Raw genomic sequence first — 23,431 nt, 5'->3', positions numbered from 1 at the left:
CATGAAAAAACTGGTCCTCGCCCTTGGTCTTTTCTGCGCACCATTGGGTGCTGCGGCCGAGGTAGGCTCCGCCGTTTTGCGCGATGTGGTCGATCATCACATCCTGCCCCGCTATACCACACTGGCAGAGCGTACGGATGCATTGGCCGCCGTTGCCCAGCAGAATTGCGCCGCTGATGACGCCGCGTTGCGCGATGCCTACCACGATGCCTTTGATGCGTGGATCGCGGTGAGCCATCTGCGTTTTGGCCCATCCGAGACCGACAACCGCGCCTTTGCGCTGGCCTTCTGGCCCGACAGCCGTGGGGCCACACCCAAAACGCTCGCGGGGCTGATCACGGATGCCGATCCCGTGGGCCGTGACCCGCAGGCCTATGCCGATGTTTCCATCGCGGGGCGCGGTTTTTATGCGCTCGAATTCCTGCTGTATGACGATCAGATCAGCACGATGGGCGATGCTGGCTATCGCTGCGCCTTGGTGCAGACGGTAACAGCCGATATCGCCACGCAGTCCCAAGCCATTCTGGACGGCTGGACCTCTGGCTATGCCGAGGCCGTTGCCACCCCTGCCGAGGGTGGCCTCTACCGCAGCACCGAGGAAGCCGCGCAAGAGCTTTTCAAGGCGCTGAACCTCGGGCTGGAATTTACCGCCGACACCCGCATCGGACGTCCCATGGGCAGCTTTGACCGCCCGCGCCCCAATCGGGCAGAGACGCGGCGATCGGGGCGGTCTTTGCGCAATGTCGTGGTCGCGCTCACCTCTCTGCAGGATCTGGCGGAGCGGTTGGCGGCGGATGACGTGGCCGTGGTGGCCGCCTTTGACGACCGGTTTGACGAGGCGCTGGCAATCGCTGCCGACCTGGACGACCCTGTGTTCGCTGGAACGGCCAAGCCGCAATCCCGTCTGCGTGTAGAGGTGTTGCAGCAGTCTGTTGCCGCGATCCGCGATGTGGCCCGCCAAGATCTGGGCCCGCATTTGGGCGTCGCTTCGGGCTTTAACGCATTAGACGGAGATTGATCCCATGACCAACCGCCGCCATTTCATTGCAGGGATGCTGGCATCAGGATTGGTGCCCGCGCCGACTTGGGCCGATGCGGGCGGGCCGGCTTATCTTGCCGCTGCCGGTCTGCGCGATGGCAGCTTTGTGCTTTGCGGCATCGACGCGGCGCTTGAGGTGGTGTTCGAAATCCCCCTGCCCGGTCGCGGCCACGCGGCGGCGGCGCATCCGTCCAAGCCGCAAGCTGTCGCCTTTGCACGTCGCCCCGGCAATTTCGCACTGGTGATCGACTGCATGTCGGGGCGGGTCAAGGCCACGCTGCACGCGCCCGAGGGGCGGCATTTCTACGGGCACGGGGCTTTTTCCGCCGACGGGAGCCTGCTTTACACGACCGAAAATGACTATGCCAACGGCATCGGCCGTATTGGCGTCTGGGACGTGGCGCTTGGCTATGTACGCGTCGATGAATTTGCCAGCGGCGGTGTCGGCCCTCATGATATCAAACGTCTGCCCGGTGGCGACACGCTGGTCGTGGCGAACGGCGGGATTGATACGCATCCCGATTCAGGGCGCGCCAAGTTGAATATCCCCACCATGCGGCCCAACCTCACCTACATCAACGACCGCCGTATTATAGAGCAGATAGAACTGCCCCATGACATGCACCGCAACTCGATCCGGCATCTGGCCGTAGGGTCCGACGGGCGTGTCGCTTTCGGGATGCAATGGCAAGGCGACGGCGATGCCCCCGCGCTTGTCGGGCTGCATCAGCAGGGAGAGACGCCGCTCTTGCTGGACGGGGCCGAAGATATGCACGGGTACATCGGCAGTATTGCCCTATCGGACGACGGGTCCGAGATTGCCGTAACCTCGCCCCGTGCCGGTTTGGTGCAGGTATTTGACGCAGCGACCGCGTCATACACCCGTAGTATCGCGCTTACCGATGTCTGCGGTGTTGCCGCGGCGCCGGATGATTTTATCGTGACCAGCGGCACCGGTATCGTTCAGCGTCTCTCTGGCAGGTTGAACCCGGAAAAACCGCTGATGTGGGACAATCACCTCGTCCGGCTTTAAGCCCTGGCGGGTTGGCTTGATGTCACCGGCTTAAATCTTCGAAAACGCAAAAAGCCCCCGTGGCCGGCATCTACGCCGGTCCACAGGGCAAAGTAGTAAGGGCCGGAGCAGGCCCGAAAATCGATTAAGCTGATGAACTCTGCCCCGCGAAAATTCGCGCGTTGAGGGCTCACGAAAAAGGGAAAGCGCCGCATTCGATGCCCGTCTGCTGTTAAATCCTTTCAAATCATATCGGGTCGAACACGGTGCTTTCTCGGGCCCTGGCTGCGGCGAGGCATGCCGCTTTGACAGGGCAAACCAGTTAACTTTGACGCATACCTCCTTTCGTTGCCGGGCTTTTGCCCCACAAAAGGGCATCTATTGTTGTGGCTCCCATGTGGTCCGCCATCGCGCCGACCACAGTCTCGTTCACGCCGCTCAGGAAGTTCACAAGTTCCGTCAGCGTCAGCTCTTCGAGCAGCAGCTTGAGCGTGCCGGCACCGACATTGTGCAACAGCTCGTCCAGTTCTTCTGCCTCGAGCACATTCAACAGACGCGTCGCTGCAGGGGTGTCGAGGTTTGCAAGCAATACCGCAGCGCTGCCGACACCAAAGGCGCGGTCGAATTCATCGGTGCCGAGGGCGGTCACAAAGGCGTCGATCTCGGCCGAGGTCGCGTTGTTCAGCGCGTCGGCCAGTTTGAAGGCTGTCTGCCCTTCGGCAGAAAAATCAAACACAGCGTCGATCAGATCTTCGGCCTGGGCAGCGGCACCAACAAAGACCGCGCGGGCCCCGTTTTCCATCGTGATGATGACGTCACCGTCGCGCACATCGCGGGACCCGGTCAGGCACATGGCAGCGCGCAGATCGGCGCGGGAAGAAAACTGACCCAGGAAGGTGATCGCATCGCCGCGGGCGACGTCAAAGTTATTGACGACGATATGCGTGTCGGAGGGTACCACGATAAAGTCAGGCGTGGCGATGGTCATTGTCTCCTGGGTCAGGTCGGGTTGTGCAGCCTGGGGCGCGGCCCAGACGTCCTGCACATGAGAGAAGCCAGCGTTGATCTGGATGGCCTGCGTCGGGTCCGCATCTGTCGGCATGACATAGCGGGCGCAGCGCATCCGGTCCGCCGCGAGTTTAAGCGCGGTGCTGTCGGCCGTGATGTCCAAGACGGAGTCGGTAGCGTTTCCCGAAACATGGATGCCAAGTACTGCACCCAAAACCGCCTCGCGCAGGGAGGAGTTGTTTGCGATCTGGGCCAGTTCTAGGAATGTTGCGTTTGCCATCGTCTTCACCTTGGATTTGTTTCAGCCTGTGTTTGGTGGCTGTTAAGATGAAATTAACGCTAAATCCCAAGGGCGTCGCGGGCCTAGGCGGGTAGTCCAAAGCAGCTTGTGGCTATGGCGCTATCCCAAAGGATAGGTACCTGCTGCTGCACTGGCACTATTCACCCTGCCCTGCAGGCAGAAACGGAGTTTACCATTGCCAAAAAAGCCCGCCCCGCCTAGCCTTTTCGCAACTGCAAAAAGCGCCCGATCAACGAGGCGCAGCAAAAAACGCAGTTAGAGCAGTAGTGAAAGGACAGCACCAGACGACATCCAAGTTGCCATGCTCCGCAGCATATGCCGCGGGGGCGCAATGGAATCGATCGCTTTGGATGCTTTTACAAGTGGTTTGACGTTGTGATGTTTGATAGCAGGAGGCGGGCTTTGACTATGCTTTCCGGCGTCCGCAAAGCGACGAGATGAACCAGAAAGAGAATATGGCGGGCGCTAAAATCGTGAAACAGGCATGGGGCAAGCTGCGTCGAACGCTTTTGGGTGCCGCTATCGCCCTGATCGGTGCACTGCAACCGGCGGCTGGTCAGCAGGTGGACACGATGGATGCGCCTCGTGACATCACCATCGGTATTCTCGCCTCCGAAGGGATCACCCGCGCGCTGGACAGCTGGTTGCCAATGGCCGCCGCGCTGAACACCGCCGCACAGGGCGCAGAACTGAACTACCGTTTCAAGATCGCGCCTTACACCGACGCCACAATGATCAATAAAATCTCGCAAGGCGCGCTGGACTTCTTCCTTGTCGATCCCGCGGCCTTTGTCGTGGCAGAGGTCGAAAGCAACGCCCGCCCGCTGCTCTCTGTCGCCCAGATGTGGGAGGGACAGGTCTATGATAAAACCAGCGTCGTCGTCTTTACCACCGCTGACAGCGATATTCGCGCCATCCCGGATATCGCAGGTCGCAGCATCATGGGGGTTTCGGCCGACGAAATGACCGGTTGGAAGCTCGCGCTGCAAGAGTTTCGCAAGTACCGGCTGGATATCGATGATATCGCGTCCCGCGCGCTGTTCTCGGGCGGGAACCAGCGCGAGGTCGTCTATGCCGTGCAAGCCGGTCTGGTGGATGTGGGCGTCGTGCGCGCCGGTGTGCTCGAAGCGCTGGCCCGCGACGGCGTGATCGATATGAACGATTTCCGCCCCGTGTCCCCTGTCGATCATCCAGGCTATCCGTTCTGGGCCAGTACCATGTTGTACCCCGATTGGGTGCTGGGGACGATCCCCGGTGTGCCGCAGGCGGCGTTAACCATTCTTGTCGACACCCTGTTGGGCCAAGATACCGGCAGCCCCGAGGCGATTGCCGCCGGTGGCACCGTCTGGCTGCCCCCGCAAAATTATCAATCCGTGCACGAGCTGCTGATCTCTTTGCGCGCGCGCCCCTACGAGAATTACCTGCAGCGCTCCGCCTTGCGCATTGCATCAACCTACAAGTGGCTGGTGTTGGGCACGTTGCTGCTGATCGTATTTTCGCTGTTGTTCCTGATTTTCCAGCTGCGCGAAAACGCGCGACAGGCCCATGCCCGCAAGGATGTGCTGAAGTCGGAAGTTCGGTCCAAGCAATTTTATCGCAACGCGGTAGAGGCCCATACCGTGTTCTGCATGCTGAACCAGAACGGCGCGATCACCCATGTGAACGACCAGTTTGTCCAGGCCAGCGGCCGGTCCCGCGAGGCTCTGATCAGCACGCCGTTGGTTGATGTCATGGATGCCGGCAATCGCGGTGTGCTGACGGGCGATGTCTTGCCCGCCATGATGTCGGGCACCCCGTGGAAAGGCACCATCGTTCTGCAAAAAACCGACGGCAAGGCGGTCTGGCTGCAATGTAGCTTTATTCCGATCACCGACGGCGAAAAACAGCTGCGCGAGATCGCGATTGTCGCCTCGGATATGACCAAGACCCGCGAAGGCGTGTCAGAGGCGCGGTTCAACAACACGTTGGAACTGTTGCAGGATCATGTCGTTGTCTTCCAGCCGCAAACCTATGCGGTGATGTATGCCAATGCATCGGTCGCACGACACCTGATGCGACATGATGAAAGTGACGACTGGCGCGGCAAGAGCCTGTCCGACCTGATTGGCAAACGGGATTATGACAGTCTGCGCGAACGCTGCGCCGGCCTTATCAAAGGGCCAGAGCGGCGCGTCACCTGGGAGGTCGAGGCGAAATCAGGCATCACCTACGACATCAGCCTTGAATATGTCTGCCCCGCCCAGGACGAACCGCGCTTCATCGCGATTTACCGCGATGTGTCGCAGCGCAAGGTGGCCGAAAAAGCAAAGACCGAATTCCTGTCCACCGTCAGCCACGAATTGCGTACGCCGCTGACCTCTATCAAAGGGGCCTTGGGGCTGGTGCTGTCAGGTGCAACGGGGCAGTTGCCTGACAAGATGAAGGGGCTGATCACCATCGCCGCCTCAAGCTGTGACCGGCTGATCCTGCTGATCAACAGTATTCTGGATATGGAGAAAATCGAAACCGGCACGCTTGATTTCCGGATGAAGGCGCTGAACCTGTCCGAGACGCTGAATACGGCGCTGGTGCCGAACCAGCTTTATGCCGAACGCGCAGGCGTATCACTGCGCCGTGTCGATACCCCCGACGACGATGTGTTGCTGACCTATGGCGACTCCAAACGGTTGGTGCAGGTGCTGGATAACCTCTTGTCCAACGCGGTGAAGTTTTCGGAACACGGCGGGGAGATCCTGATCGCCCTGCACGCGGTCGGGGATCAGCTGCGCATTTCGATCCGCGACTTCGGCACCGGCATTCAGGCTGCCGCGCAGGCGTCGGTGTTTGAAAAATTCACTCAAGGCGACAGTTCTGACAGCCGGTCCAAGGGGGGCACGGGCCTGGGGCTGACCATCGCCAAAGTCATCATCGATCACCATCAGGGACAGATCACGTTCTTCAGCCGCGAAGACGTGGGGACAGAAATTATCATCTCCCTCCCCCGCCTCGCGCAAGAGGACGCGCCAGCACCCGACACGCCGGTGCAAGTCGCCCCGCCAACGGCCTTTTCTGCCGCATTGGAACAGCAGGCCCGCAAGACGCCGTCTGTCATCAAAAAGACCGCCGCGGAACATCTGGTGCAACAGATCACACGCGCGGGATACGGACCGGAGTTCGAGCTTGGCAAAGCCGACGTCGGGCGTCTGGCCGCAGGTGTCGAAATCGTCGGCGCGCCGTTGCTAAATAAATGGATCACCCAGAACGAACGCGACACGCTCTCGCAGTTGATCGGCGCGGGCGCGATTGCGGATGCGGCGGTCTGTGTGATCGAAGCCGCCTCGGACACGGATCACAGCGCGGCGGGCAGCGCATCCACCGCTGTGGCTCAGTTGCGGGCATGGTTCGCCACCTGTGCCGAACCCATCGGCAATCCCGCGCAACCGCTGACCATCGCGGCGGTCGATCACCCGGATGTTGCCAGCTGGCTTGAAACCGAAAGCATCGTGACCTTTGACGATACCGTAGATCTCGCAAAATCAGTCGCGACGTCGCAGGCGGATGTCGTGCTGACCTTTGCCATCAACGACGGGTCGGCCAGCGTCATGGCGGTGCCAACCTCGCAAGGTTTGATGCCCTCGGGCTGGCCGGTCTGCGTGCTGGTCATCCGGAATGTAGAGAACAAGAATTCGCTGGGTGTGGTGTCAAAATTCAGCAGCGGGCGCTAAGGCAAAAAGCGTCACCGGCGCTGCAATGCGAACAGCGCGCGCGACGCGTCGTCTAGTGCGGCCTGTTCTGCCCTGTCGGCATCGGCTTTCGCCTCGGTTTGCGCTTTCGACAGCACCGTTTGCGTGGTCTTAAGCGCGCGGAACTGCGCGAAAAGCGCATCCTCTAGCGTGTCGATCTGCCCTGACAGCGCATCCCCCTCCGCCGCCAAGCCACGTTGTTGCCGGTCAACCGAGGATAGGTAGGCGGGCAAATAGGCCTGTGTTTCCAAGGTGCTGCCCGTCTGTTCAGCAATCGCCCGCTGGGTCAGCGCCGCACTTTGTTCCGTCAGCGATGTTTGCTGTGCCCGCAGGCCCGAAAGCTGTGCCCCGATGGCATCCAGCTCGTGTTGCCGGATGGTGTTGATCAGCTTAAGCGCAGCAATCTGACGGCGTCCGGCCATGGGTTATGCGGCCTCTGGCATCTGTTTGCGGGCCTCTTCCATCTCGTAAAAGCTGGGCTGCAGGCTGGTGGGAATGTTGCCGCGCCCGATCTCGGTGCAGATCGCGGGCGAATGGCCATGCAGGATCGCGATAAAGATGTCGCGGATCACGGCGTAGTAAATGCCGTCCTGCTCTTCGATGGCTTGCAGACGGTTGGCGACCGGAGAAACGAAAAGATAGGCAAGGAAAACTCCAAGGAATGTCCCGACCAACGCGCCGCCGATCATCGCCCCCAGAACTGCAGGCGGCTTGTCGATCGACGACATCGTCTTGATCACACCCAAAACCGCTGCAACAATCCCGATGGCGGGTAGCGCGTCGGATACGGTGGTCAGCCCGTGGGGGGCCACCAAAGCTTCGTGGTGGTGCTTTTTGAGCTTGCGGTTAATGACATCTTCCGCCTGATACGGATCATCGAACTGCATCGCCAGCATACGGAAACTATCGGTGATCAGATCAATGGCAAAATGGTCTTTCTGCAGCTTGGGATACTGCGAAAAGATCGAACTTTCTTGCGGGTTTTCAATATGTTCATCCAGCGCGAGCATGCCATTTTGCTGGTACTTGCGGGCCAGCGTATACATGAGGTTCAGCAGGTCCACATAGTCGCCCGAATTCCACTTGGGCCCCTTGAATGCCTTAACCAGCGCGCGCCCTGCCCCCGCGATATTGGCAAAGGAATTCGCAGCAATAAACGAGCCAAGCGCGGCACCGCCGATCATCATACCTTCGAACGGTAGCGCGTGGGTGATGATGCCCATGTCGCCGCCAGAGAGCATATACCCCCCAAAGACCATGCCCATCACGACCACGAAGCCCAGAATAATCGTCATTTGTTTTCCACTTGCAAGTTTTCAAGCACTTTAGGCATTTTCATTGAAATCTCAAGAACAGTTCATGTTCTTCCAAGTTTAAACATTTGTCGCTCAAGACCAATTGCTATCTTTCCATGGTGTGACTAAGGTAAACCTCAGAATAAGCTGGAGAGTGCCGTGATCTCGGATGTTGAAACCACAATGATTGTCCTGATTGATGCGGACGATGTGAAATTCGCATTCTCGGGCTGGCCGGATCACATCTGCCTCGCGGCGTGCCTGTCCAGCTTTGGGACCTGCAGCATGATTGTGTTTCGCCGCGATGAACGCCACTTGATGCCGGATCGTTTGGTTAAGCTGCTGAAGCTGCGCCGCGAAAACACCTGCTTTGTCCCCGAGGTCGACGGCTTCAAGACCAAGCAATTCCTATATTCCGACGAACGCCGGTTGATGGCGCTGGTCGCATCGGACCCGGTGGTGCTGGAAGAAGCGGTCGATTACGCCGTGAACTACAACTACGCGCTGGAAGAAGGGCTGGACCCCGCCAAGATGCTCGGCCTGGATATTCCCACTGCCGACCCCGTGGTCGCTGCACCGCGCGGCACGATGGTAAATGAAGAAGCAAACCCCATGCTGCCAGAGTTCCTGCGCCGCTCGGTCGAACGATCCCGCCGGCCGATCTTTGCCAGCCGACGGGTCCCCACCTTGGGCGAGTTGATCAGAGCCTGATCACCGCAGCGCGTTGCGCAGGTTCAAGAATACATCATCCTTCAAAGGTGCCGCCACAGGATCGACATTCTGTGCGACCCGTTGCACCTCGCCACTGTTTTGTGGTGCTACGGGCGCAGGGATCGACGCCTTATATAGCTTCTCGCCGGTCTCGGCTGGCGGTGTCGCCGCATCAATCTGCGTCGGGGCTACGTCATCACCGGCATAATCCTCGACCTTCTGATATTGAACCGACACCGTGATCCGACGGTTAGACGCGTCGGTCGGGTTTTCGGGCACCAGCGGCGCGGTATCGGCAAGGCCCGACACGCGGATGATACGATCACGTGCGACGCCCGAGGCTTCGAAAACACGGCGCGTGGCGTTGGCACGATCCGAGGACAGATCCCAGTTGTCGTATTTCTGGCTATTGGCAAAGCGGACAGCATCGGTGTGCCCTGACAGCGTGATTTTATTCGGCAGGCGCGCCAAAGACTTACCCAAATTCGCGAGCAGCTGATCTGTGGCACCCTGCATTTCGGCACGGCCACTATAGAACATCGGCTGCCCTTCCTGATCGATGATCTGGATCTGCAAGCCTTCGGGGGTTTGCTGGAAAATCAGGTTCTTCTTCAGCGGATCAAGGTCGGGATTCTCCTGCATCGCCTGCAAGATATCCTGCTCCAGCTTTTTGAACTTTTCATTGTCCAATGCGTGCACATTATCAATGGTCGCATCGCCAGCCGATTTTGACCCGTCGGATGCGGTTTGCGACGCGCTGGCAACATTGGCCGCGGCGGGGTTTTCATGGGCACCGTCTTCGGAGCCGATTTGCGTCTCATCTGGCACCGACGTCGCGGTTTCGTCGCGGATTTCCCACTTGGCCGAGGCCGGATCGTCGATTTTCCCAAGCTCGCTGCCACGGGCCACAATTGCCCCATTCGAGGCGGTCAATGTACCGGGTGGCCCCAGGGTAGCACCGTCCAATACACCACTGCCGCCGGGCAGGGTCGCATTGGTAAAGTATTCGGCAATCCCGCGCAGCTTTTGCTCGTCCGCGCTCGAGAGAATCCACATCAGCAGAAAGAACGCCATCATCGCGGTCATGAAATCAGCATAGGCGACCTTCCAGCCGCCACCGTGATGTCCACCGCCTTCGATAACTTCTACTTTTTTAAATACGCGCGGCTGTGTCGTCGCTGCCATATGTCCTGCCTCTATTCTCGCGACCACGGGGGCCGGTTCGGCAGACGTGCTTCTGCACCGACTGCCTCAGAGACATGTATCGAGGGGGATTAGGTGCTCCGCAGGACAAAACGGTGGCAAAGGAAAGGCATTTGAACTTTACAGCTGCGACCCAAGATTTGCCTGCACCGCCTCGTCGCGGGCATAGCGACCAAGGCCGGCTTTCTTTGCATAATCCGCTTTGCGCAAAGAATAGTTCGGTGCGACGAGGGGATGATCATCATCAAGATTGAACTTGATCCGGTATTCGCTCTCGCTCAACCCGTGCTCTGCGCGCAGGTGACGCTTGAGCATGGTAAAGGATCGGCCGCAGCACAGGCAGGTGACGGAATCATCGGTAAAAGACTCGGCAACCGGAACCGCGGGAATGGCGGTTTCAGTCGTAAACTGCGCTGCTACCTTGCTGATTTCGGCCTTGGCGGCTGCGGGCTGGAGCCCGGCGAGCGCGGCGGGAAGCGCCTGCGACAACGCCAGAATCTCTTGCACGGTTGCGGATTCACGGCCAGCGAATGCGGTAATCACGCGAATTGCGGCCTCGGAAACGGGGGGATCTGTAAACTCTGTCACTTTCGTATGCGCCTCTACTACGTCGGTGCGGGATGAAGCCTCGTGAACAAATCTTGGAAACTCTACTAGAATACCAGGATTGTCCGCCAACCTCACAAAAATTGTCAATGTCTCTTAAGTATAGGTTGGTCCGCCGCAAGGAGTGGCGAAAGGACAACAACTTATGAACTCAAGATAAACTGCGGTGGATTAATTCAACCGGTGGCGGTCGGGATGCAAGCTCGGCAGGTCAGATGTGGCAAAACCTTGCCGTTTCTGACCACTCTCTGCGACTGCGGACAGAACACCCGACTTGGCCACAACTTCTGCCGCGTGAAGGATCACCGCGCGCATGTTTTCATCCTGCACCGCCTCGTCGCGCAAATGGACCAGCCGTTTGGCCGCCGCGAGCGCACGCCGCTTTGGCGCAACAATTTCAAGTATGTCTGCCATTTTCTAGCGCCTATTCTTGAGGTTCTCTCAGACGCGTTCTGCAGTCTGCAAGGATATACATAGCGTGGAAGGTTAAAGAATAGTGAACGTATGGCTTTTTCATGACAAGCAGGCCCAATTATTGCCGCATAACTCTGACTTTGATTTCGCCCACGGGTTCGTGCAACAAAGGGATAACCCAATTCATCGCTCCCTTTCCTAGTATATGGCCGTTATCATCGTGTCCTTTCCGCGTCTCGCCGCAATGCTATCCTTTTCCGAACATCCATCGGTCAACCCATTGGAGCAGCGCGATAAATGACCAAGATCCTACTCGTCTCGACGGCACCTTCGGTGCGCAACGCCCTGAACTATTTATTTACGGTTATCCTAAAGTTCGACTTTGAATGTATAGACTTTGACGCCTGCGAACATTGGCTACACAACAGCGAAAGCGTTAACGCGATTTTCGTCGATATGACCGAAGCGAACAGCAACCCGGCCCCGCTGATCAGCACGCTCACCACCCACGCGCAGCCCGGAGTCGTGCTCGCAATACAAGAGCTGAAGGGGGTATGGGGTGCCGATGCGTTTGAAGCGGGTGCGATCGATGTCCTCACATGGCCCTGCAATCTGCGCGAACTGTCTTTGCGACTGAACCGACGCCTACCAACCCCTACGCCGTCAGTTGAACAACCTCACGATGTAAGCTGGGATGTCGAAGCGTATATCGCTCTGCGCGCCGGATTAACGACGGCGGAAGCTCAGATCATGCGGGTATTATTCGCGCAGGACGGGCAAATCGTGACCCGCGATGCGCTAAGTCTCGCCGTAGAATCTCGGCCGTGGCGCTATGGTGATCGGAAATTTGATGTCCACGTCGCGAAAATCCGTAAGAAATTTGCGGACACATTTGACGAGCGTATTTCCGTCGAAACGGTACGCTCCAGCGGGTATATGCTGCGCACGGGCGGGCTGAATGCCTTCGATCCGACGTAACGGGGCCTGTACCCGCATCGTGAGAGAATCGCACCTTTCCGCACACACACTTACCGCACATTCTCAACATATTTATTGTAAATTCGCACACGGGCGAACATGCAGCCATATTTTGCCCTGCCCACCAATGCTTGTGCTGTGGATAACATTTCGCCCCATATTTGGTTCCCAAAAATATGGGTGATTGGGGGAATTTTGCCGAAATCACCGCAAGCGTCAGCACAAAACCGCTGCGCTGATCGTTGTTGGAATTCGAGAACAGCTTGCGAAGTTTAACAAATCCGGAATTCAAAAAACCGTGTCGGGAAGATACCTTGGGGTTGCACACGCGACACTTGGGGAAGTTTTAACTATGCGTTCTGATTTGATGGGGCACATCTGGGGCGGTCGGCTGGAATTTTGCGCCGATCCTTGCAACACGCCCTTGGGCCGCATCCTGTCGTCACTGCTGGCGTCGCCGATCACCCGTTTCACCGTCGCCGTAGAGGACATTGATCTGACGCCCTTCGCGATCTACGCCGGAGAAGAGATCATTTCCGGTGCCTCTTTGGCCGATGTTCTAGATCAGGAGTTTGGCCTTGATCTGGAAGATGACGCCATCGTTTTGATCGAACCCTGCGCCCAACCAACCCTGACGCCTACGTGCCCCGTTCAACTTGGCCACCACATCGGCCATATCATCGTTTCCCTCGCCCAGTCCGAGCGTGACGGCACCGCCCCTGATGGCTTACTTTCCGCTGATAATATCGCCCACAGCTTTCACCGTGAAATGCTGCGCACGGTTACTCCGGGCCAGCACATTCATTAACACTGCGGCCCCCCGAAAACCCCGCCACAGTGTGACATGCAAAGCATGATTTAAAAACAAGTGCTTAAAATTATCCTTGCTTTCAAGAAATTAAGGATTTTTTAATTCTCCCTTAACTCTGCCACCCTATAGTTGAACCGAGGCAGAATAAAAAGGCAGTGAAATGAGTGTAACCGCGTATAAGCGGACCATCTCGCACACCGAAGATCCGCGCCAGATTGAGCGTCGGATTTTGGCGAGCGTGACATCCAAACTTGAAAACAAATTCGAAGCATTTGACGGTGCTGCGGAAAAATCTCAAAAGCTTCAGATGCTTGCAGATGGCCTGCGCGATACCCTGTGGGAGAACCAGCGCGTTTGGCTCACGTTCAAGGCCGATTTGGCCGAGAAGGATAACGGGCTGACGGCCGATTTGCGCGCTGCGCTGATCTCGCTGGCTCTTTGGGTGGAAAACCACACCAAAGCGGTCCTGTCAGGGTCTAAAAATGTGAAGCCTTTGATTGATATTAACCGCAGTATTATCGACGGTCTGAGCGGACGGGCTGCAAAAGTCGCGGCGGAGTAAGCTTTATGGCGCTGCGATTAACCCTGAAACCGAACGAGCGGATCCTGATTAACGGCTGTGTCGTCCGCAACGCCGATCGCCGTCAGATGATTATTATCGAGAATCAGGCAGACATTGTGCGTGAAGCCGATCTGCTAAAAGAGGATGAAGAGCGCACCCCTGTAAAAGAGGTCTATTTCTTCATCCAGACCGCCTTGCTTGAGCCAACGACCCGCAAAAAATTGGTGTCGATCATCCAAAGGAAACTAGGCGCGCTAGCGCCGGTTTTCCACGACGAGATGGCCGGCCACATCTTTGAAGCCGCGGCTCACGTGTCTTCGGCTGACTTCTACAAAGCGATGCGCACATTGCGGCCCCTGATCGAATATGAAGAAAAATTGTTCAAAATGATCCGGGAAAAGAACACAGCCACGGCAGCGGAATAGGGTAAACCTATGATCAGCATTTCAGGTTTAGGCAGTTCCACCGCGCTCAAGCTGATTGACGCAACGCGGGACAAACAGCTTGATCTTATGCGTGATTCCGCCGCCAACAAACGCGCGGAAGAAGCGTTTCGCGACAGAATCGGCGACATCTCCAGCCCGGAAGAGCTGATCGCGGATTTCGAAGTCTACAGTTTTGTGATGCGAGCCTTTGACCTGGAAGACCAGATTTTCGGCAAAGGGCTGATCCGCAAGATGCTGGAATCCGATCCGGTCGAACCTTCATCCCTGCTGAACCGACTGACCGACAGCCGCTTCCGCGAAATGCATCTGGCCCTTGGCTTCACGACTGAGGCAGGTCCGCAAACCCCTGATCTGACGGACCCTAATTTCCTGAATGATGTGACGACGCGCTTCTATAATCGGCAGTACATCAACGAAAATGACGCCCAGAACGAGACCGTGGGCACGGTATTAGAATTTCGTGACAAGTTTAGCGGTATTAATAACTGGTTCGAAGTACTGGCCAGCGAGAAGCTAACCAATTTCTTCCAGGTCGCCTTGTCGCTCCCCGAACAGATGTCTGCCCTTGATCTCGACAAACAAAAGGCGCTTCTCGCTGATAAATTCGACCTCGAAAAACTGGCGGATCCGGCGGAACGTGAGAAGCTGATCGCGCGCTACGTCGCCATTTCAGATGCAGTTAACCCACAGGGATTTCAGGCGAATTCTATCGCACTTGATCTGCTGCAATCCTACAATCTGGGCGGCCAGTTCGTGCCGATCACAATCGATGTGACGGCTGTCACATTCTCTGCATCGCGCCTGTATCGCTGATCAGCTCGGCATATCCGACATCATATCCTCGTCATTTTCGGGCAAGGATACCTCTCCTTCCGACATCAAACGCAATGCGGCTTCGACCAACTGAGCCTGCGCGCCTTTAACATCTTTGGACCGGACAGGGCCCATTGAAGACATTTCATCCTGCAGCATTCCGCGTGATCGCGAAGGCAGGGACGCCAGGAAATGTTCACGCACTTCCTTCTTGGCACCACGCAGCGCCATCGGCAGGGTATTCCCGCTCACTTCGCGCATGATTTTCCCCAACATCATTTCGTTGAACTTAACCAAATCATCGAAAACAAACATTTTTTGCTTGATGGACAAGAGCTTATCGGGCTGGCGCTCTTCCAGGTTGCGGGTGAGATTAACCAACATATCTTCATCGAGTTTGTTGAAAATCGACACCAATTGGCTCTCGATCCGGGCTTCAGCGCTGTTCCCGGCCTTGGCCAACACATCTTCACGCAGTGTATTCTCAATATTCTGAATCGTATCGATCGGCAGCTTGTCCATGCCCATGATGCGCTCTATCAGATCAGCGGCGCGTTCGGCCCCCAAAAGCGGCAATACTTTCGCTGCGACGTCAGGCCGGATTCGTGTCAGGATGACCGCGATCGTCTGGTTGTGTTCCTTCTGAAGAAAGGCGACCAACTCCTTCTCGTCCAGATCCGACAGGTCTTTCCAAACGTTATCGATCTTTTTGCCGTCAATTTCCTGCAAAATTTCAGCAACACGATCTTCGGGGAGGAATTCTTTCAGCAATCCGCGCGCAGCATCAATCGAGCCAACCACACTACCGCTGTGATTCACTTTTTCATCAAATTCCGCGATGATTTCTTCGACGATACCGGCGTCGACTTCGCCCATCGTCGAGATAGCGGTAGTGATCTGGCGGATCTCATCAACATCAAGCTGCTGCATGATCGCGCCGCCCCTCTCCTCACCCAAACACAGAAAAAGGATCGCCGATTTCTGCGCGCCGGACATATGGCGATGTTTGCGAAGGGGTACAAACTGGTTCATGAGATCGTCGATTCCCGCAGGCTGGATATTATCGCACAAGGATAGCCGAAACTATTCTTGTTTGACATGGCTATTTATGACCGCGGCGGTTTATCCGGACACGTAGGATTGAATCAGCGATCCAGCCAGCATGTACCACCCATCGATCAGTACAAAAAAGATGACCTTGAAGGGCAGCGAAACCAACACGGGCGGCAGCATCATCATGCCTGCGCTCATCAAAACCGATGCCACGATCAGGTCGATCGCGATGAATGGAAGGTAAATCAGGAAGCCGATGGTAAACGCGCGACGCAGCTCCGAAATCATGAAGGATGGCACCAGCACCCGCCAGCTTGGCAGCGCAGCAGGCCCGTCCGAGGGTGGCGAGGCTTCATCCGCAATATCGGTGAAAAGCTGGAGATCCTTGTCGCGCGTATTCACCAACATGAAGTTGTAAAACGGTTCGGATATATTGCGCACGGCCTGCTCTTCGATGATGGCGTTTTCCATCAAGGGGACCAGCCCGCCCTCCCACGCATCCTCGAACACCGGCTGCATCACGAAGAAGGTCATGAACAGCGCCATAGCGTTCAACACGATGTTCGGTGGCGTTTGGTTCAGCCCAAGCGCAAGCCGTAACATCGAGAAAACAATGACAAATCTGGTGAAGCTCGTGACCATCACCAAAAGCCCCGGTGCCACGCTGAGGACCGTAATGATCGCGAACAGCTGGATCAGACGGCCTGACAGGCTGGCCCCCTCGTCCGTGCCCGGCGTTACGTCACCGAAAGCCGAAGAGAGGTCCCGCACCATGCTGCCAAGGTCTGCCTCTTGCGCCCATCCAGTCGATGCGGACGCGACGACACCGGCCAAAACCAAGACCAGACCGCACATCACGCGCGGTGCAAACAGGGGCAGCAAACGGGGGGACATCAGATTTCTGAGACGAAGTCTTTGACGATCTCACGCAGCGCAACTCCAAGGGAATCCCCCTGCACGCGCACCAGATCACCGCGCGCGACCATGCGATCGTTAATCATGATGTCGACGGGTTCACCCACGCGGCGGTCAAGCTCGATCACCGACCCCTTGGTCAGGTTCAGCAGCTCCGAGATCGGCATACGGCTGCGCCCCAGAACGACACGGACGTCAAGTTTGACACCAAAGATCGCATCAAGGCTTTTGCCGTCCAGACCCGCCGGCGCTTTGGTTTCTGCATCCTGAGCATTGCTGTCAGTCAGGTCTGCTTGGGTTTTATCCTGGTCATTATGTAGCATTATTCAGCAATCCTTGTGGTTGCGGTCAGTTCAACGGCGGCGGTTTGCAAGGCGCTGCGCACGGCCGTGGTTGCCTCTTCAAGATCGTATTCCAGCTTCCCGCCCTGCCAGACGACCCGCGCCGCACCACGGGGCAGATCGCTATCCGCGACAATCTTGATCGACGCGGCGTCTGTTGATGCAGGTAGCCAAACCGGCGGCTCGGCCTGCAGCCGTGCGGCGACTTCGGGGCAGGCGGTGATGGACAGAACCGGTGTACTGCGGCTTAGGGCGACGCTTTCACGGATGCGACCAATGGCCAGATCGACGCCGTAGTTTTGCAGCAACTCTGGTACAAGCCGGTCGCCGATGCCGAGGAAGAGTTCCACGATATCAGTCTCTGTTGCGCGGCATTGTCTCGTATCTTGCGCGATCAGCGCGTCAAGCTGCGCACGGATTTCAGCGCTCTCCGCCTCTAGTCGTGCATCCTCTTGCGCGTCAAACGCCGCCTTTGCATCTTGCTGCCCGACGGCGCGCCCGGCATCAAAGCCCTGCTTGCGCGCTTCGGCAAGACGCAGGTTCAGCTCTTCCTCGTCGATTGTAGTGACGGGCGCCGCGGGCGCATTGTCGCTGTCAAAGTTTCGGGCGAAAAGATCGATCATGCGCCTGCCTCGGCAGGAAGCCACGACCGGATCACGCGCAGAACCTCTTGGGGTTTCTCATCTGCAAGCTGTTGGATCGTCTCGATCTTTTTCTTGTGCAGATTCCCACGGATACCTTCCTTGCGCACGTATTCAGCCACTTCCGCAGCTTCGATATCGTCATCCGTGACAGTCAGCGGGTCGTCATCCTCGGCAATATCCGCGACGGTTGGCGTGGTGCCGGGCAGCTTGGGGCGCTGGCCTTCCGCTGTCAGTGCGGCGGGTTCGGCGGCCTTTTCTGCGGTCAGGGCGGGATCTTCGTAACTGTTGAGCTGATCGCCTTCGCTGAACTTGCGCAGCATGGGCCGTACGCCAAAGACGAGGATCAGGCCGACAACCAGCAGGGCCAGAACACCGCGGACAATAGACACGACATTATCGGTCAGCTCATCCCCGATAGATTTGTCGATCGGATCGCCCAAATCCATCGAATAATCCATGAACCGCATACTATCGACAGAGACACTATCCCCCCGTGTAGTGTCGAATCCCACAGCAGTTTTGACCAGTTCCCCAAGCCGCGCGAGCTCTTCCGGCGTGCGTTCAGCGTAGATCACATCTGACCCGTCAACGTTGTAGATCCCATTCACCAGAACCGCGACGGACATGCGCCGCACGTCGCCGGCTTCGCGCACGATCTCGCGGCGGGTGTTGCCGATCTCATATTGCACGATCTCATCAGCCTCGGACCGGCGGGTCGATGTCCCTGCCCCATTGCCATCGGCCAAAGCGGCAGGAATGTTGTTTTCCACACCAACGTTTCCAGCCTCTTTCGTGCCGGTCTGGTCTTCGGACTTCGTCTCGGTCGACCGCACGACCTGCTGGTCGGGGTCGTATGTCTGCTCGACAATGACTTCGCGCTGCGTGGTCAATTCGACGTTCACATGGACGCGCGCATTCCCCGCGCCGACCCGCGCTGTCAGGATGTTCTGGATCTCTTGCGACAGGCGGTCTTCAATGCCTGCTTTGGCGGATTGGACGCCGCCTTGGCTGCTGCCGTCCGGCCCTTCCGCCAGGATCGTCTCGCCACTGGCCGACAGAACGGTGACGCGCGAAATATCTAGGTCTGCAACGGCAGAGGCGACCAGATTGCTGACCGCCACGGCTTGCTTGCGGGTCACCGCACGGCCGGATTCGGGGCGCAGGATGATAGACGCACGCGGCGCTGGCGCATCGCGGGAGAAAGGTTCGCGGTCGGGCAACACCAGATGAACCCGCGCAGACGAGATCCCGTCAAGCGTCTGGATGGAGCGGGCGAGCTCCCCCTCCATCGCGCGCATCTTATTGATCTTCTGCAGGAAGGAGTTCATCGCCAGCCCGCTGCTTTCGTCGAACAGCTCCCATCCCGGATCCCCATCGATGGGCATGCCGGTCTCTGCCAAAACCATACGCGCCCGCACCGCGTCCCCGCGGGGAACCGAGATGCTGGTACCGTCTTCAGAGACCATGGCATTGAAGCCGGCGTTTGCCAGCGTCGCCTCGATCGAATTGGCGGAGGTGATCGACAGATTCGAATAGAGCGGCGCGTAGTCCGGACGGGTCACGGCACCAATGCCGAGAATCATCAACAGCACCACACCAATGCCCGCCCCACCAAGCATCATGAGCTTGTTTTTACCGAGCGACTTGAGATTGTCGATTAATCCTTGCATGGGGCCCCTCAGCATCGATTTGTTGTGAATATATTGATCAATTCATGCCTCAAGGCAAGTATTAAACAATTTTTAACCTTGTGTTTTTGCCCTTAAAAGGGGAATGTGGCATTAACACCAAGTTAAGGTTTCCACATGGCCGACAAAGCGAAAAAAAAGCCAGCTGCGGCAAAGCAGGCCGCCTCTGCTGACGCAGCGGACCGGCCACGCGGATCGCGTAAAATGCTGATCGCGGCCGCGCTCATGTGCGTGGCATCCTTGGGCGGCGGCTTTTTCCTTGCCCGTGCGGCCTACGTCAAAGACGCCGAAGCCTTCGAACCCGAGTACAAAAGCGAAGAAGCCGATCAGACGGACACCAAGGATGATCACGCCGACACGGAAGATCATGGTAAAGACGACCACGCCAAGGACGAGGGTGATGCCGAAGACCACGCCGACGATACCAAGGCCGCAAGCACAGGGCTGATTGATCTGGGCGAGATGTTGACCAACATCCAAGGCTTCGATCAGAACGGCACGCCGACATCGGCGTTTCTTAAGGTGAACCTGATGGTCGCCTACCGGCCCGATGAGGGCGCGGACAAGCTGATGGTCGAACGCCAGCCCTTCATGCGTGATCTTTTCAACGGCTACCTTCGGGGGCTGACCGAAAACGACGTGCGCGGCATGGCGGGCATTCTTTATATCAAGGCCGAACTGCTGAAACGGGCGCGCGCCGCCGTGGGCAGCGATCTGCCGCAGGAAATCCTGATCAAAGACCTGATCGTGCAGTAGGAGGCGGCGATGAGCGAGAGCGACACAACAGCACGGCGATCCGACGAAGCAGGCAGCACCCTGATCGACGAAATCATCCGCATGTCGGATTTCACGTTTGATCGCCTGCCCATGCTCGACATCATTGGCGATCGCATGGTCGAAAACCTGTCGGTTGCCCTGCCCGACCTGATGCGCGCCATGTGTGAAGCCTCACTCGCCTCGCTTGACTATATCCCCATGGGCAAAGTGATCGAAGGGCTGCCCAAGCCCACGTTTCTGGCCGTTGGCACAGGTCACCCCTTTGTCGGTGAAATCCTTGTGGTGATGGATCAAGCGTTGCTTATGACCGCGGTTGAACTGATGCTGGGCGGGAACGCCAAGAACGTCGATCTCGACAACACCGATCCCTTTACCGCGATCGAGCTTGGCTTTGGCGAACGGCTCGCCTCTGCCGTGTTTGCCGAGTTGGAGCGGTCTTTGTCGGTTGTGGGGGCTGCGAACCTCGAACTCGATCGCATCGAAACCGAGGCCGAAGGTGCCGCGATTGCCAAAAACACGAGCCTTTGCGCGCGGTTACGGCTCTCGTTGACCCTTGCAGGAAATACCGGAAACCTTGATCTTGTCATCCCCTATGACGCACTTGAACAGATCTTGCCCGACTTGGGCAAAGTCTATTTCGGCGACCGTATGGTGTCGCAAGACCAGTGGCGCGGGTTGATCGGGGCGCAGATCGAACGGGCGAACGTCGATCTGGATGTCGTCCTGTCCGAAAACGTCTTTCCGCTCCAAAAAATCATGTCATGGCGGCCCGGCGACACCATTGATTTCGGCATCGAGGAAGGCCGCGATGCCACTGTGACCTGTGCCGACACCCCGATGTTCAACGTGTCGTTGGGCAAACGTAACAACGGCTATGTGGCTGTGCAAATTACCGAAAAGCTGGAAATTCTGGAGGACCACGAAGATGATAGCAACGATAATTGACAGCCTGATTGTCGTATTGCTGATCGGCAGCATCGGCTATGGCTACGTGGTTTCGATGAAATTGCGCAAGTTGACGGCGACGTTGAAACAGCTTGAACCGCTGGTCGAACAATTCTCCTCTGCGGTCGATAAATCCGAACAGTCTGTGCACCACATGCGCGAAAGCATCGAAACCGCGCAACGTGCGCCGGCCCCCGTCGAAGCGCCCCCCCCGCCCGAAGAAACAGCCGCCTCTTTCGCCAGCCGCCGCGCGACCAAGCAAGCGCCAGTGGAACGCAATGGCGTGCGTGTGGTACGGGATAAAAAAGAGATGGTGCGCGCGTTTTTCGAAAATTCTTCTGCGGCAAAGGGCTGATAGATGTTTGGACCAGGTATGTTGAACGGGAAAATTATCCTTGGGGGGCTGGCCCTGACGCTCTGCGCCAAAGCCGCGCTATCCTTTCCTGAATTGCCCTTGTTCAAGGATAGCGCGCTGCCGCAGCAGCCGATGGTCGTTCTTGCCGCTGAAACCAAAGAGGAAACGGGCCTGCAACCGGTTCAGGATGCCCCGCCGCTTGTGGGCAACCTGCCCGAACTTTCAAACGGCTGCGAAGCGCCCGAAGACGTTTTGATCTCGCTCACGAAAGAACGCGAATTGGTGCGGTTGCAGCAGGAAGAGCTGGAAAACCAACGTGCTGAATTTGCACTGGCCCGCGAACGGCTTAACATCGAAAAAGCATCTCTAACCGAGCTCAAGACCTCTATCGAGGATCTGCTGGGTCGCGTTGATGCCGCGCAGACCGAAGACCTTGATCGTCTGATCCAGCTTTACACGAATATGAAGCCGACCGATGCGGCGCGTATCATGGATGATCTGGACATCGAGACGACGATTATGATCCTTGGCACCATGAAGCCAAGAACAGCTGCGCCTATCCTTGCAAAGATCCCGCCTGTACGGGCGCGCGCCGTCTCCAAAATCATTCTGGAACGTTCGCAGCTTCCGGCGGATCAAGATCTTACAGGTATCAAGCTTCGTTAATATGGATCGGTCCGCAGGGTAGACCCCTGCGGTGCCGCCCGCTTTTTATTGTTGCGTAGGTCAAAGACGAAGCTGATGATTTCGGCGACAATTTCCCAATGGGCGACGGGAATGACCTGATCGACGTCGATCTCGTCATACAGCATTCGCGTTAACGGTTTATTCTCGATCATCGGAATATCGTGCTCCGCAGCCACTTCGCGGATGCGCCGCGCCAGATGATCTGCGCCTTTGGCGATACAGACCGGGGCCATATCCTGCGCCGGGTCGTATTTCAGCGCGATTGAATAGTGGGTCGGGTTGGTCAGAATGACATCTGCCAAAGGCACAGCAGTGATTGTACGCTGTTGTGACAGCTCGCGCCGGCGACGCGCCCGTTTCTGCCGGATTTCGGGGGAGCCTTCGGATTCCTTATGTTCGTCCTTGATGTCTTTCTGGCTCATCCGTTGCTTGCGCCGCCAATCAAAACGACGCCACAGAATGTCGGCAATCGCGATTGGCACAAGCAGAATTGCAGCCGCAATCAACAACTTAACAGCAGCGGCGGTCAGATAGCCGGGCAGATGCTCGGGGATAAAGCCCGACGAGGTCCAGATGCGCCGCACCGCTTCATTCGTGAACCACACGGCAAGCCCACCGATTGCCAAGACTTTGACGATACTTTTCGCGAATTCGACCAACGCATTGGCCGAAAAAAGACGCTTCAACCCCTCCAGCGGTGACAATTTGGAAAGCTTTGGTTTGATACGCTCTGCCGCGACGACGGTTTCACCCTGAATCACAGCGCCAATCGCGCCGCCCAAAAACAAAACGCCAAAGATAGGAAGGACAGCCCACACGATCATATAGAAGAATTCGCTCATGATCTGCCCCAGCCGGATCACCCCCGGCTCCCCCGTGGCGACCATCAGATTTGGGGAATGGTCCAGCAGAACGGACAGCGCGACGACGATTTGCGGGGCCTGATAGGGCAAGACCAAGGCGGCGATCCCCAACATCGCCACGACAACGACCATGTTCCCCGTCTCCTTTGAAGACGGGACATCCCCTTTCTTGCGCGCGTCCTTAAGCTTCTTCTCGGTCGGCTCTAGGGTCTTTTCCGTGCTGTCGCTATTCTCGGCCATGA

Annotated in this window: 25 protein-coding genes; 13 read left to right on the top strand and 12 right to left on the bottom strand. The window is 57.4% G+C overall.

All coding sequences use genetic code 11. The features are described from left to right. The first annotated feature begins 1 nt into the window (after window position 1). Window positions 2-1,018, top strand: coding sequence for an imelysin family protein (locus ABM428_RS16160; RefSeq protein WP_353628601.1), 1,017 nt, complete (start codon window positions 2-4; stop codon window positions 1,016-1,018). Window positions 1,019-1,022: 4 nt separating this feature from the next. After that, window positions 1,023-2,072 (top strand): DUF1513 domain-containing protein, encoded by a 1,050-nt coding sequence (locus ABM428_RS16155; protein ID WP_353628600.1) that lies wholly within the window; start codon window positions 1,023-1,025, stop codon window positions 2,070-2,072. 301 nt (window positions 2,073-2,373) lie between these two features. Here the strand turns inward: ABM428_RS16155 and ABM428_RS16150 are convergent, their stop codons facing one another. After that, window positions 2,374-3,339, bottom strand: coding sequence for a hypothetical protein (locus tag ABM428_RS16150; protein WP_132997959.1), 966 nt, complete (start codon window positions 3,337-3,339; stop codon window positions 2,374-2,376). Between the two features lie 458 nt (window positions 3,340-3,797). Between ABM428_RS16150 and ABM428_RS16145 the strand changes: the two genes are divergently transcribed. Continuing rightward, window positions 3,798-7,064, top strand: a complete 3,267-nt coding sequence (locus tag ABM428_RS16145; protein WP_132997958.1) for an ATP-binding protein — start codon at window positions 3,798-3,800, stop codon at window positions 7,062-7,064. Between the two features lie 11 nt (window positions 7,065-7,075). Here ABM428_RS16145 and ABM428_RS16140 read toward each other — a convergent pair whose 3' ends face one another. Then, on the bottom strand, window positions 7,076-7,504 hold the full coding sequence (locus ABM428_RS16140; RefSeq protein WP_132997957.1) for a flagellar motor protein: 429 nt from the start codon (window positions 7,502-7,504) through the stop codon (window positions 7,076-7,078). A gap of 3 nt (window positions 7,505-7,507) precedes the next feature. Beyond that, window positions 7,508-8,377, bottom strand: a complete 870-nt coding sequence (motA, locus tag ABM428_RS16135) for a flagellar motor stator protein MotA (RefSeq protein WP_005849072.1) — start codon at window positions 8,375-8,377, stop codon at window positions 7,508-7,510. 159 nt (window positions 8,378-8,536) lie between these two features. Between motA and ABM428_RS16130 the strand changes: the two genes are divergently transcribed. Next, the gene (locus ABM428_RS16130; protein ID WP_009824326.1) at window positions 8,537-9,088 is read left to right on the top strand and encodes a hypothetical protein; all 552 of its coding nucleotides are present in this window, start codon (window positions 8,537-8,539) and stop codon (window positions 9,086-9,088) included. On the opposite strand, the gene ABM428_RS16125 is transcribed toward ABM428_RS16130, so the two are convergent. The 3 genes from ABM428_RS16125 to ABM428_RS16115 all read right to left on the bottom strand — a co-directional run bounded on the left by ABM428_RS16125 (window position 9,089) and on the right by ABM428_RS16115 (window position 11,311). Beyond that, window positions 9,089-10,273, bottom strand: a complete 1,185-nt coding sequence (locus tag ABM428_RS16125; RefSeq protein WP_009824327.1) for a flagellar motor protein MotB — start codon at window positions 10,271-10,273, stop codon at window positions 9,089-9,091. Window positions 10,274-10,411: 138 nt separating this feature from the next. Beyond that, window positions 10,412-10,879, bottom strand: a complete 468-nt coding sequence (locus ABM428_RS16120) for a MucR family transcriptional regulator (RefSeq protein WP_132997956.1) — start codon at window positions 10,877-10,879, stop codon at window positions 10,412-10,414. Between the two features lie 189 nt (window positions 10,880-11,068). Beyond that, window positions 11,069-11,311 (bottom strand): hypothetical protein, encoded by a 243-nt coding sequence (locus ABM428_RS16115; RefSeq protein ID WP_005849065.1) that lies wholly within the window; start codon window positions 11,309-11,311, stop codon window positions 11,069-11,071. A 297-nt stretch (window positions 11,312-11,608) separates the two neighbouring features. Between ABM428_RS16115 and ABM428_RS16110 the strand changes: the two genes are divergently transcribed. The 5 genes from ABM428_RS16110 to ABM428_RS16090 all read left to right on the top strand — a co-directional run bounded on the left by ABM428_RS16110 (window position 11,609) and on the right by ABM428_RS16090 (window position 14,921). Beyond that, window positions 11,609-12,289, top strand: coding sequence for a winged helix-turn-helix domain-containing protein (locus ABM428_RS16110; protein ID WP_353628599.1), 681 nt, complete (start codon window positions 11,609-11,611; stop codon window positions 12,287-12,289). A gap of 352 nt (window positions 12,290-12,641) precedes the next feature. After that, entirely contained in the window at window positions 12,642-13,097 is a 456-nt protein-coding gene (locus tag ABM428_RS16105; protein WP_353628598.1) for a hypothetical protein, read from the top strand. A 163-nt stretch (window positions 13,098-13,260) separates the two neighbouring features. Beyond that, the gene (gene flaF / locus ABM428_RS16100; RefSeq protein WP_005849061.1) at window positions 13,261-13,662 is read left to right on the top strand and encodes a flagellar biosynthesis regulator FlaF; all 402 of its coding nucleotides are present in this window, start codon (window positions 13,261-13,263) and stop codon (window positions 13,660-13,662) included. A gap of 5 nt (window positions 13,663-13,667) precedes the next feature. Further along, the gene (locus tag ABM428_RS16095) at window positions 13,668-14,087 is read left to right on the top strand and encodes a flagellar biosynthesis repressor FlbT (protein WP_353628597.1); all 420 of its coding nucleotides are present in this window, start codon (window positions 13,668-13,670) and stop codon (window positions 14,085-14,087) included. A gap of 9 nt (window positions 14,088-14,096) precedes the next feature. Continuing rightward, window positions 14,097-14,921, top strand: a complete 825-nt coding sequence (locus ABM428_RS16090) for a DUF1217 domain-containing protein (RefSeq protein ID WP_064216632.1) — start codon at window positions 14,097-14,099, stop codon at window positions 14,919-14,921. On the opposite strand, the gene ABM428_RS16085 is transcribed toward ABM428_RS16090, so the two are convergent. The 5 genes from ABM428_RS16085 to fliF all read right to left on the bottom strand — a co-directional run bounded on the left by ABM428_RS16085 (window position 14,922) and on the right by fliF (window position 19,544). Beyond that, window positions 14,922-15,953, bottom strand: a complete 1,032-nt coding sequence (locus ABM428_RS16085) for a flagellar motor switch protein FliG (protein ID WP_064216631.1) — start codon at window positions 15,951-15,953, stop codon at window positions 14,922-14,924. It abuts the gene before it with no gap. 90 nt (window positions 15,954-16,043) lie between these two features. Further along, window positions 16,044-16,868: a flagellar type III secretion system pore protein FliP gene (fliP, locus tag ABM428_RS16080; RefSeq protein ID WP_132997951.1), complete on the bottom strand. Its 825-nt coding sequence runs from the start codon at window positions 16,866-16,868 to the stop codon at window positions 16,044-16,046. Continuing rightward, the gene (gene fliN, locus ABM428_RS16075; protein ID WP_064216629.1) at window positions 16,868-17,212 is read right to left on the bottom strand and encodes a flagellar motor switch protein FliN; all 345 of its coding nucleotides are present in this window, start codon (window positions 17,210-17,212) and stop codon (window positions 16,868-16,870) included. Before fliN ends, fliP begins: the two co-directional genes overlap by 1 nt. Next, window positions 17,212-17,853, bottom strand: coding sequence for a flagellar motor switch protein FliH (locus tag ABM428_RS16070; protein WP_340271022.1), 642 nt, complete (start codon window positions 17,851-17,853; stop codon window positions 17,212-17,214). Before ABM428_RS16070 ends, fliN begins: the two co-directional genes overlap by 1 nt. Continuing rightward, window positions 17,850-19,544, bottom strand: coding sequence for a flagellar basal-body MS-ring/collar protein FliF (fliF, locus tag ABM428_RS16065; protein ID WP_353628596.1), 1,695 nt, complete (start codon window positions 19,542-19,544; stop codon window positions 17,850-17,852). Before fliF ends, ABM428_RS16070 begins: the two co-directional genes overlap by 4 nt. A gap of 135 nt (window positions 19,545-19,679) precedes the next feature. Between fliF and fliL the strand changes: the two genes are divergently transcribed. Genes fliL through ABM428_RS16045 form a run of 4 tightly spaced genes read left to right on the top strand, consistent with a single transcriptional unit; the run spans window position 19,680 to window position 22,305 of the window. Beyond that, window positions 19,680-20,318 (top strand): flagellar basal body-associated FliL family protein, encoded by a 639-nt coding sequence (fliL, locus tag ABM428_RS16060; protein ID WP_353628595.1) that lies wholly within the window; start codon window positions 19,680-19,682, stop codon window positions 20,316-20,318. A 9-nt stretch (window positions 20,319-20,327) separates the two neighbouring features. Then, complete coding sequence (locus ABM428_RS16055; protein ID WP_132997947.1) at window positions 20,328-21,284, top strand: flagellar motor switch protein FliM; 957 nt, start codon at window positions 20,328-20,330, stop codon at window positions 21,282-21,284. Then, window positions 21,265-21,639: a flagellar motor switch protein gene (locus ABM428_RS16050; protein WP_184583841.1), complete on the top strand. Its 375-nt coding sequence runs from the start codon at window positions 21,265-21,267 to the stop codon at window positions 21,637-21,639. Before ABM428_RS16055 ends, ABM428_RS16050 begins: the two co-directional genes overlap by 20 nt. Window positions 21,640-21,642: 3 nt before the next feature. Next, window positions 21,643-22,305, top strand: a complete 663-nt coding sequence (locus tag ABM428_RS16045; protein WP_005849044.1) for a MotE family protein — start codon at window positions 21,643-21,645, stop codon at window positions 22,303-22,305. Here ABM428_RS16045 and ABM428_RS16040 read toward each other — a convergent pair. Then, window positions 22,302-23,429: a flagellar biosynthesis protein FlhB gene (locus tag ABM428_RS16040; protein ID WP_005849043.1), complete on the bottom strand. Its 1,128-nt coding sequence runs from the start codon at window positions 23,427-23,429 to the stop codon at window positions 22,302-22,304. The genes ABM428_RS16045 and ABM428_RS16040 overlap by 4 nt on opposite strands. Between the last annotated feature and the right edge of the window lie 2 nt (window positions 23,430-23,431).

The organism is Sulfitobacter sp. TCYB15 (genome assembly GCF_040435955.1).
Lineage (GTDB): Bacteria > Pseudomonadota > Alphaproteobacteria > Rhodobacterales > Rhodobacteraceae > Sulfitobacter > Sulfitobacter pontiacus.
This window is presented reverse-complemented; position numbering and strand designations above follow the sequence as displayed.

What these genes read in the sequence shown, in the direction of transcription:
- ABM428_RS16160 (WP_353628601.1), top strand. Translation starts at nt 2, where the DNA reads ATGAAAAAACTGGTCCTCGCCCTTGGTCTTTTCTGCGCACCATTGGGT.
- ABM428_RS16155 (WP_353628600.1), top strand. Translation starts at nt 1,023, where the DNA reads ATGACCAACCGCCGCCATTTCATTGCAGGGATGCTGGCATCAGGATTG.
- ABM428_RS16150 (WP_132997959.1), bottom strand. Translation starts at nt 3,339, where the DNA reads ATGGCAAACGCAACATTCCTAGAACTGGCCCAGATCGCAAACAACTCC.
- ABM428_RS16145 (WP_132997958.1), top strand. Translation starts at nt 3,798, where the DNA reads ATGAACCAGAAAGAGAATATGGCGGGCGCTAAAATCGTGAAACAGGCA.
- ABM428_RS16140 (WP_132997957.1), bottom strand. Translation starts at nt 7,504, where the DNA reads ATGGCCGGACGCCGTCAGATTGCTGCGCTTAAGCTGATCAACACCATC.
- motA (WP_005849072.1), bottom strand. Translation starts at nt 8,377, where the DNA reads ATGACGATTATTCTGGGCTTCGTGGTCGTGATGGGCATGGTCTTTGGG.
- ABM428_RS16125 (WP_009824327.1), bottom strand. Translation starts at nt 10,273, where the DNA reads ATGGCAGCGACGACACAGCCGCGCGTATTTAAAAAAGTAGAAGTTATC.
- ABM428_RS16115 (WP_005849065.1), bottom strand. Translation starts at nt 11,311, where the DNA reads ATGGCAGACATACTTGAAATTGTTGCGCCAAAGCGGCGTGCGCTCGCG.
- ABM428_RS16110 (WP_353628599.1), top strand. Translation starts at nt 11,609, where the DNA reads ATGACCAAGATCCTACTCGTCTCGACGGCACCTTCGGTGCGCAACGCC.
- ABM428_RS16105 (WP_353628598.1), top strand. Translation starts at nt 12,642, where the DNA reads ATGCGTTCTGATTTGATGGGGCACATCTGGGGCGGTCGGCTGGAATTT.
- flaF (WP_005849061.1), top strand. Translation starts at nt 13,261, where the DNA reads ATGAGTGTAACCGCGTATAAGCGGACCATCTCGCACACCGAAGATCCG.
- ABM428_RS16095 (WP_353628597.1), top strand. Translation starts at nt 13,668, where the DNA reads ATGGCGCTGCGATTAACCCTGAAACCGAACGAGCGGATCCTGATTAAC.
- ABM428_RS16090 (WP_064216632.1), top strand. Translation starts at nt 14,097, where the DNA reads ATGATCAGCATTTCAGGTTTAGGCAGTTCCACCGCGCTCAAGCTGATT.
- ABM428_RS16085 (WP_064216631.1), bottom strand. Translation starts at nt 15,953, where the DNA reads ATGAACCAGTTTGTACCCCTTCGCAAACATCGCCATATGTCCGGCGCG.
- fliP (WP_132997951.1), bottom strand. Translation starts at nt 16,868, where the DNA reads ATGTCCCCCCGTTTGCTGCCCCTGTTTGCACCGCGCGTGATGTGCGGT.
- fliN (WP_064216629.1), bottom strand. Translation starts at nt 17,212, where the DNA reads ATGCTACATAATGACCAGGATAAAACCCAAGCAGACCTGACTGACAGC.
- ABM428_RS16070 (WP_340271022.1), bottom strand. Translation starts at nt 17,853, where the DNA reads ATGATCGATCTTTTCGCCCGAAACTTTGACAGCGACAATGCGCCCGCG.
- fliF (WP_353628596.1), bottom strand. Translation starts at nt 19,544, where the DNA reads ATGCAAGGATTAATCGACAATCTCAAGTCGCTCGGTAAAAACAAGCTC.
- fliL (WP_353628595.1), top strand. Translation starts at nt 19,680, where the DNA reads ATGGCCGACAAAGCGAAAAAAAAGCCAGCTGCGGCAAAGCAGGCCGCC.
- ABM428_RS16055 (WP_132997947.1), top strand. Translation starts at nt 20,328, where the DNA reads ATGAGCGAGAGCGACACAACAGCACGGCGATCCGACGAAGCAGGCAGC.
- ABM428_RS16050 (WP_184583841.1), top strand. Translation starts at nt 21,265, where the DNA reads ATGATAGCAACGATAATTGACAGCCTGATTGTCGTATTGCTGATCGGC.
- ABM428_RS16045 (WP_005849044.1), top strand. Translation starts at nt 21,643, where the DNA reads ATGTTTGGACCAGGTATGTTGAACGGGAAAATTATCCTTGGGGGGCTG.
- ABM428_RS16040 (WP_005849043.1), bottom strand. Translation starts at nt 23,429, where the DNA reads ATGGCCGAGAATAGCGACAGCACGGAAAAGACCCTAGAGCCGACCGAG.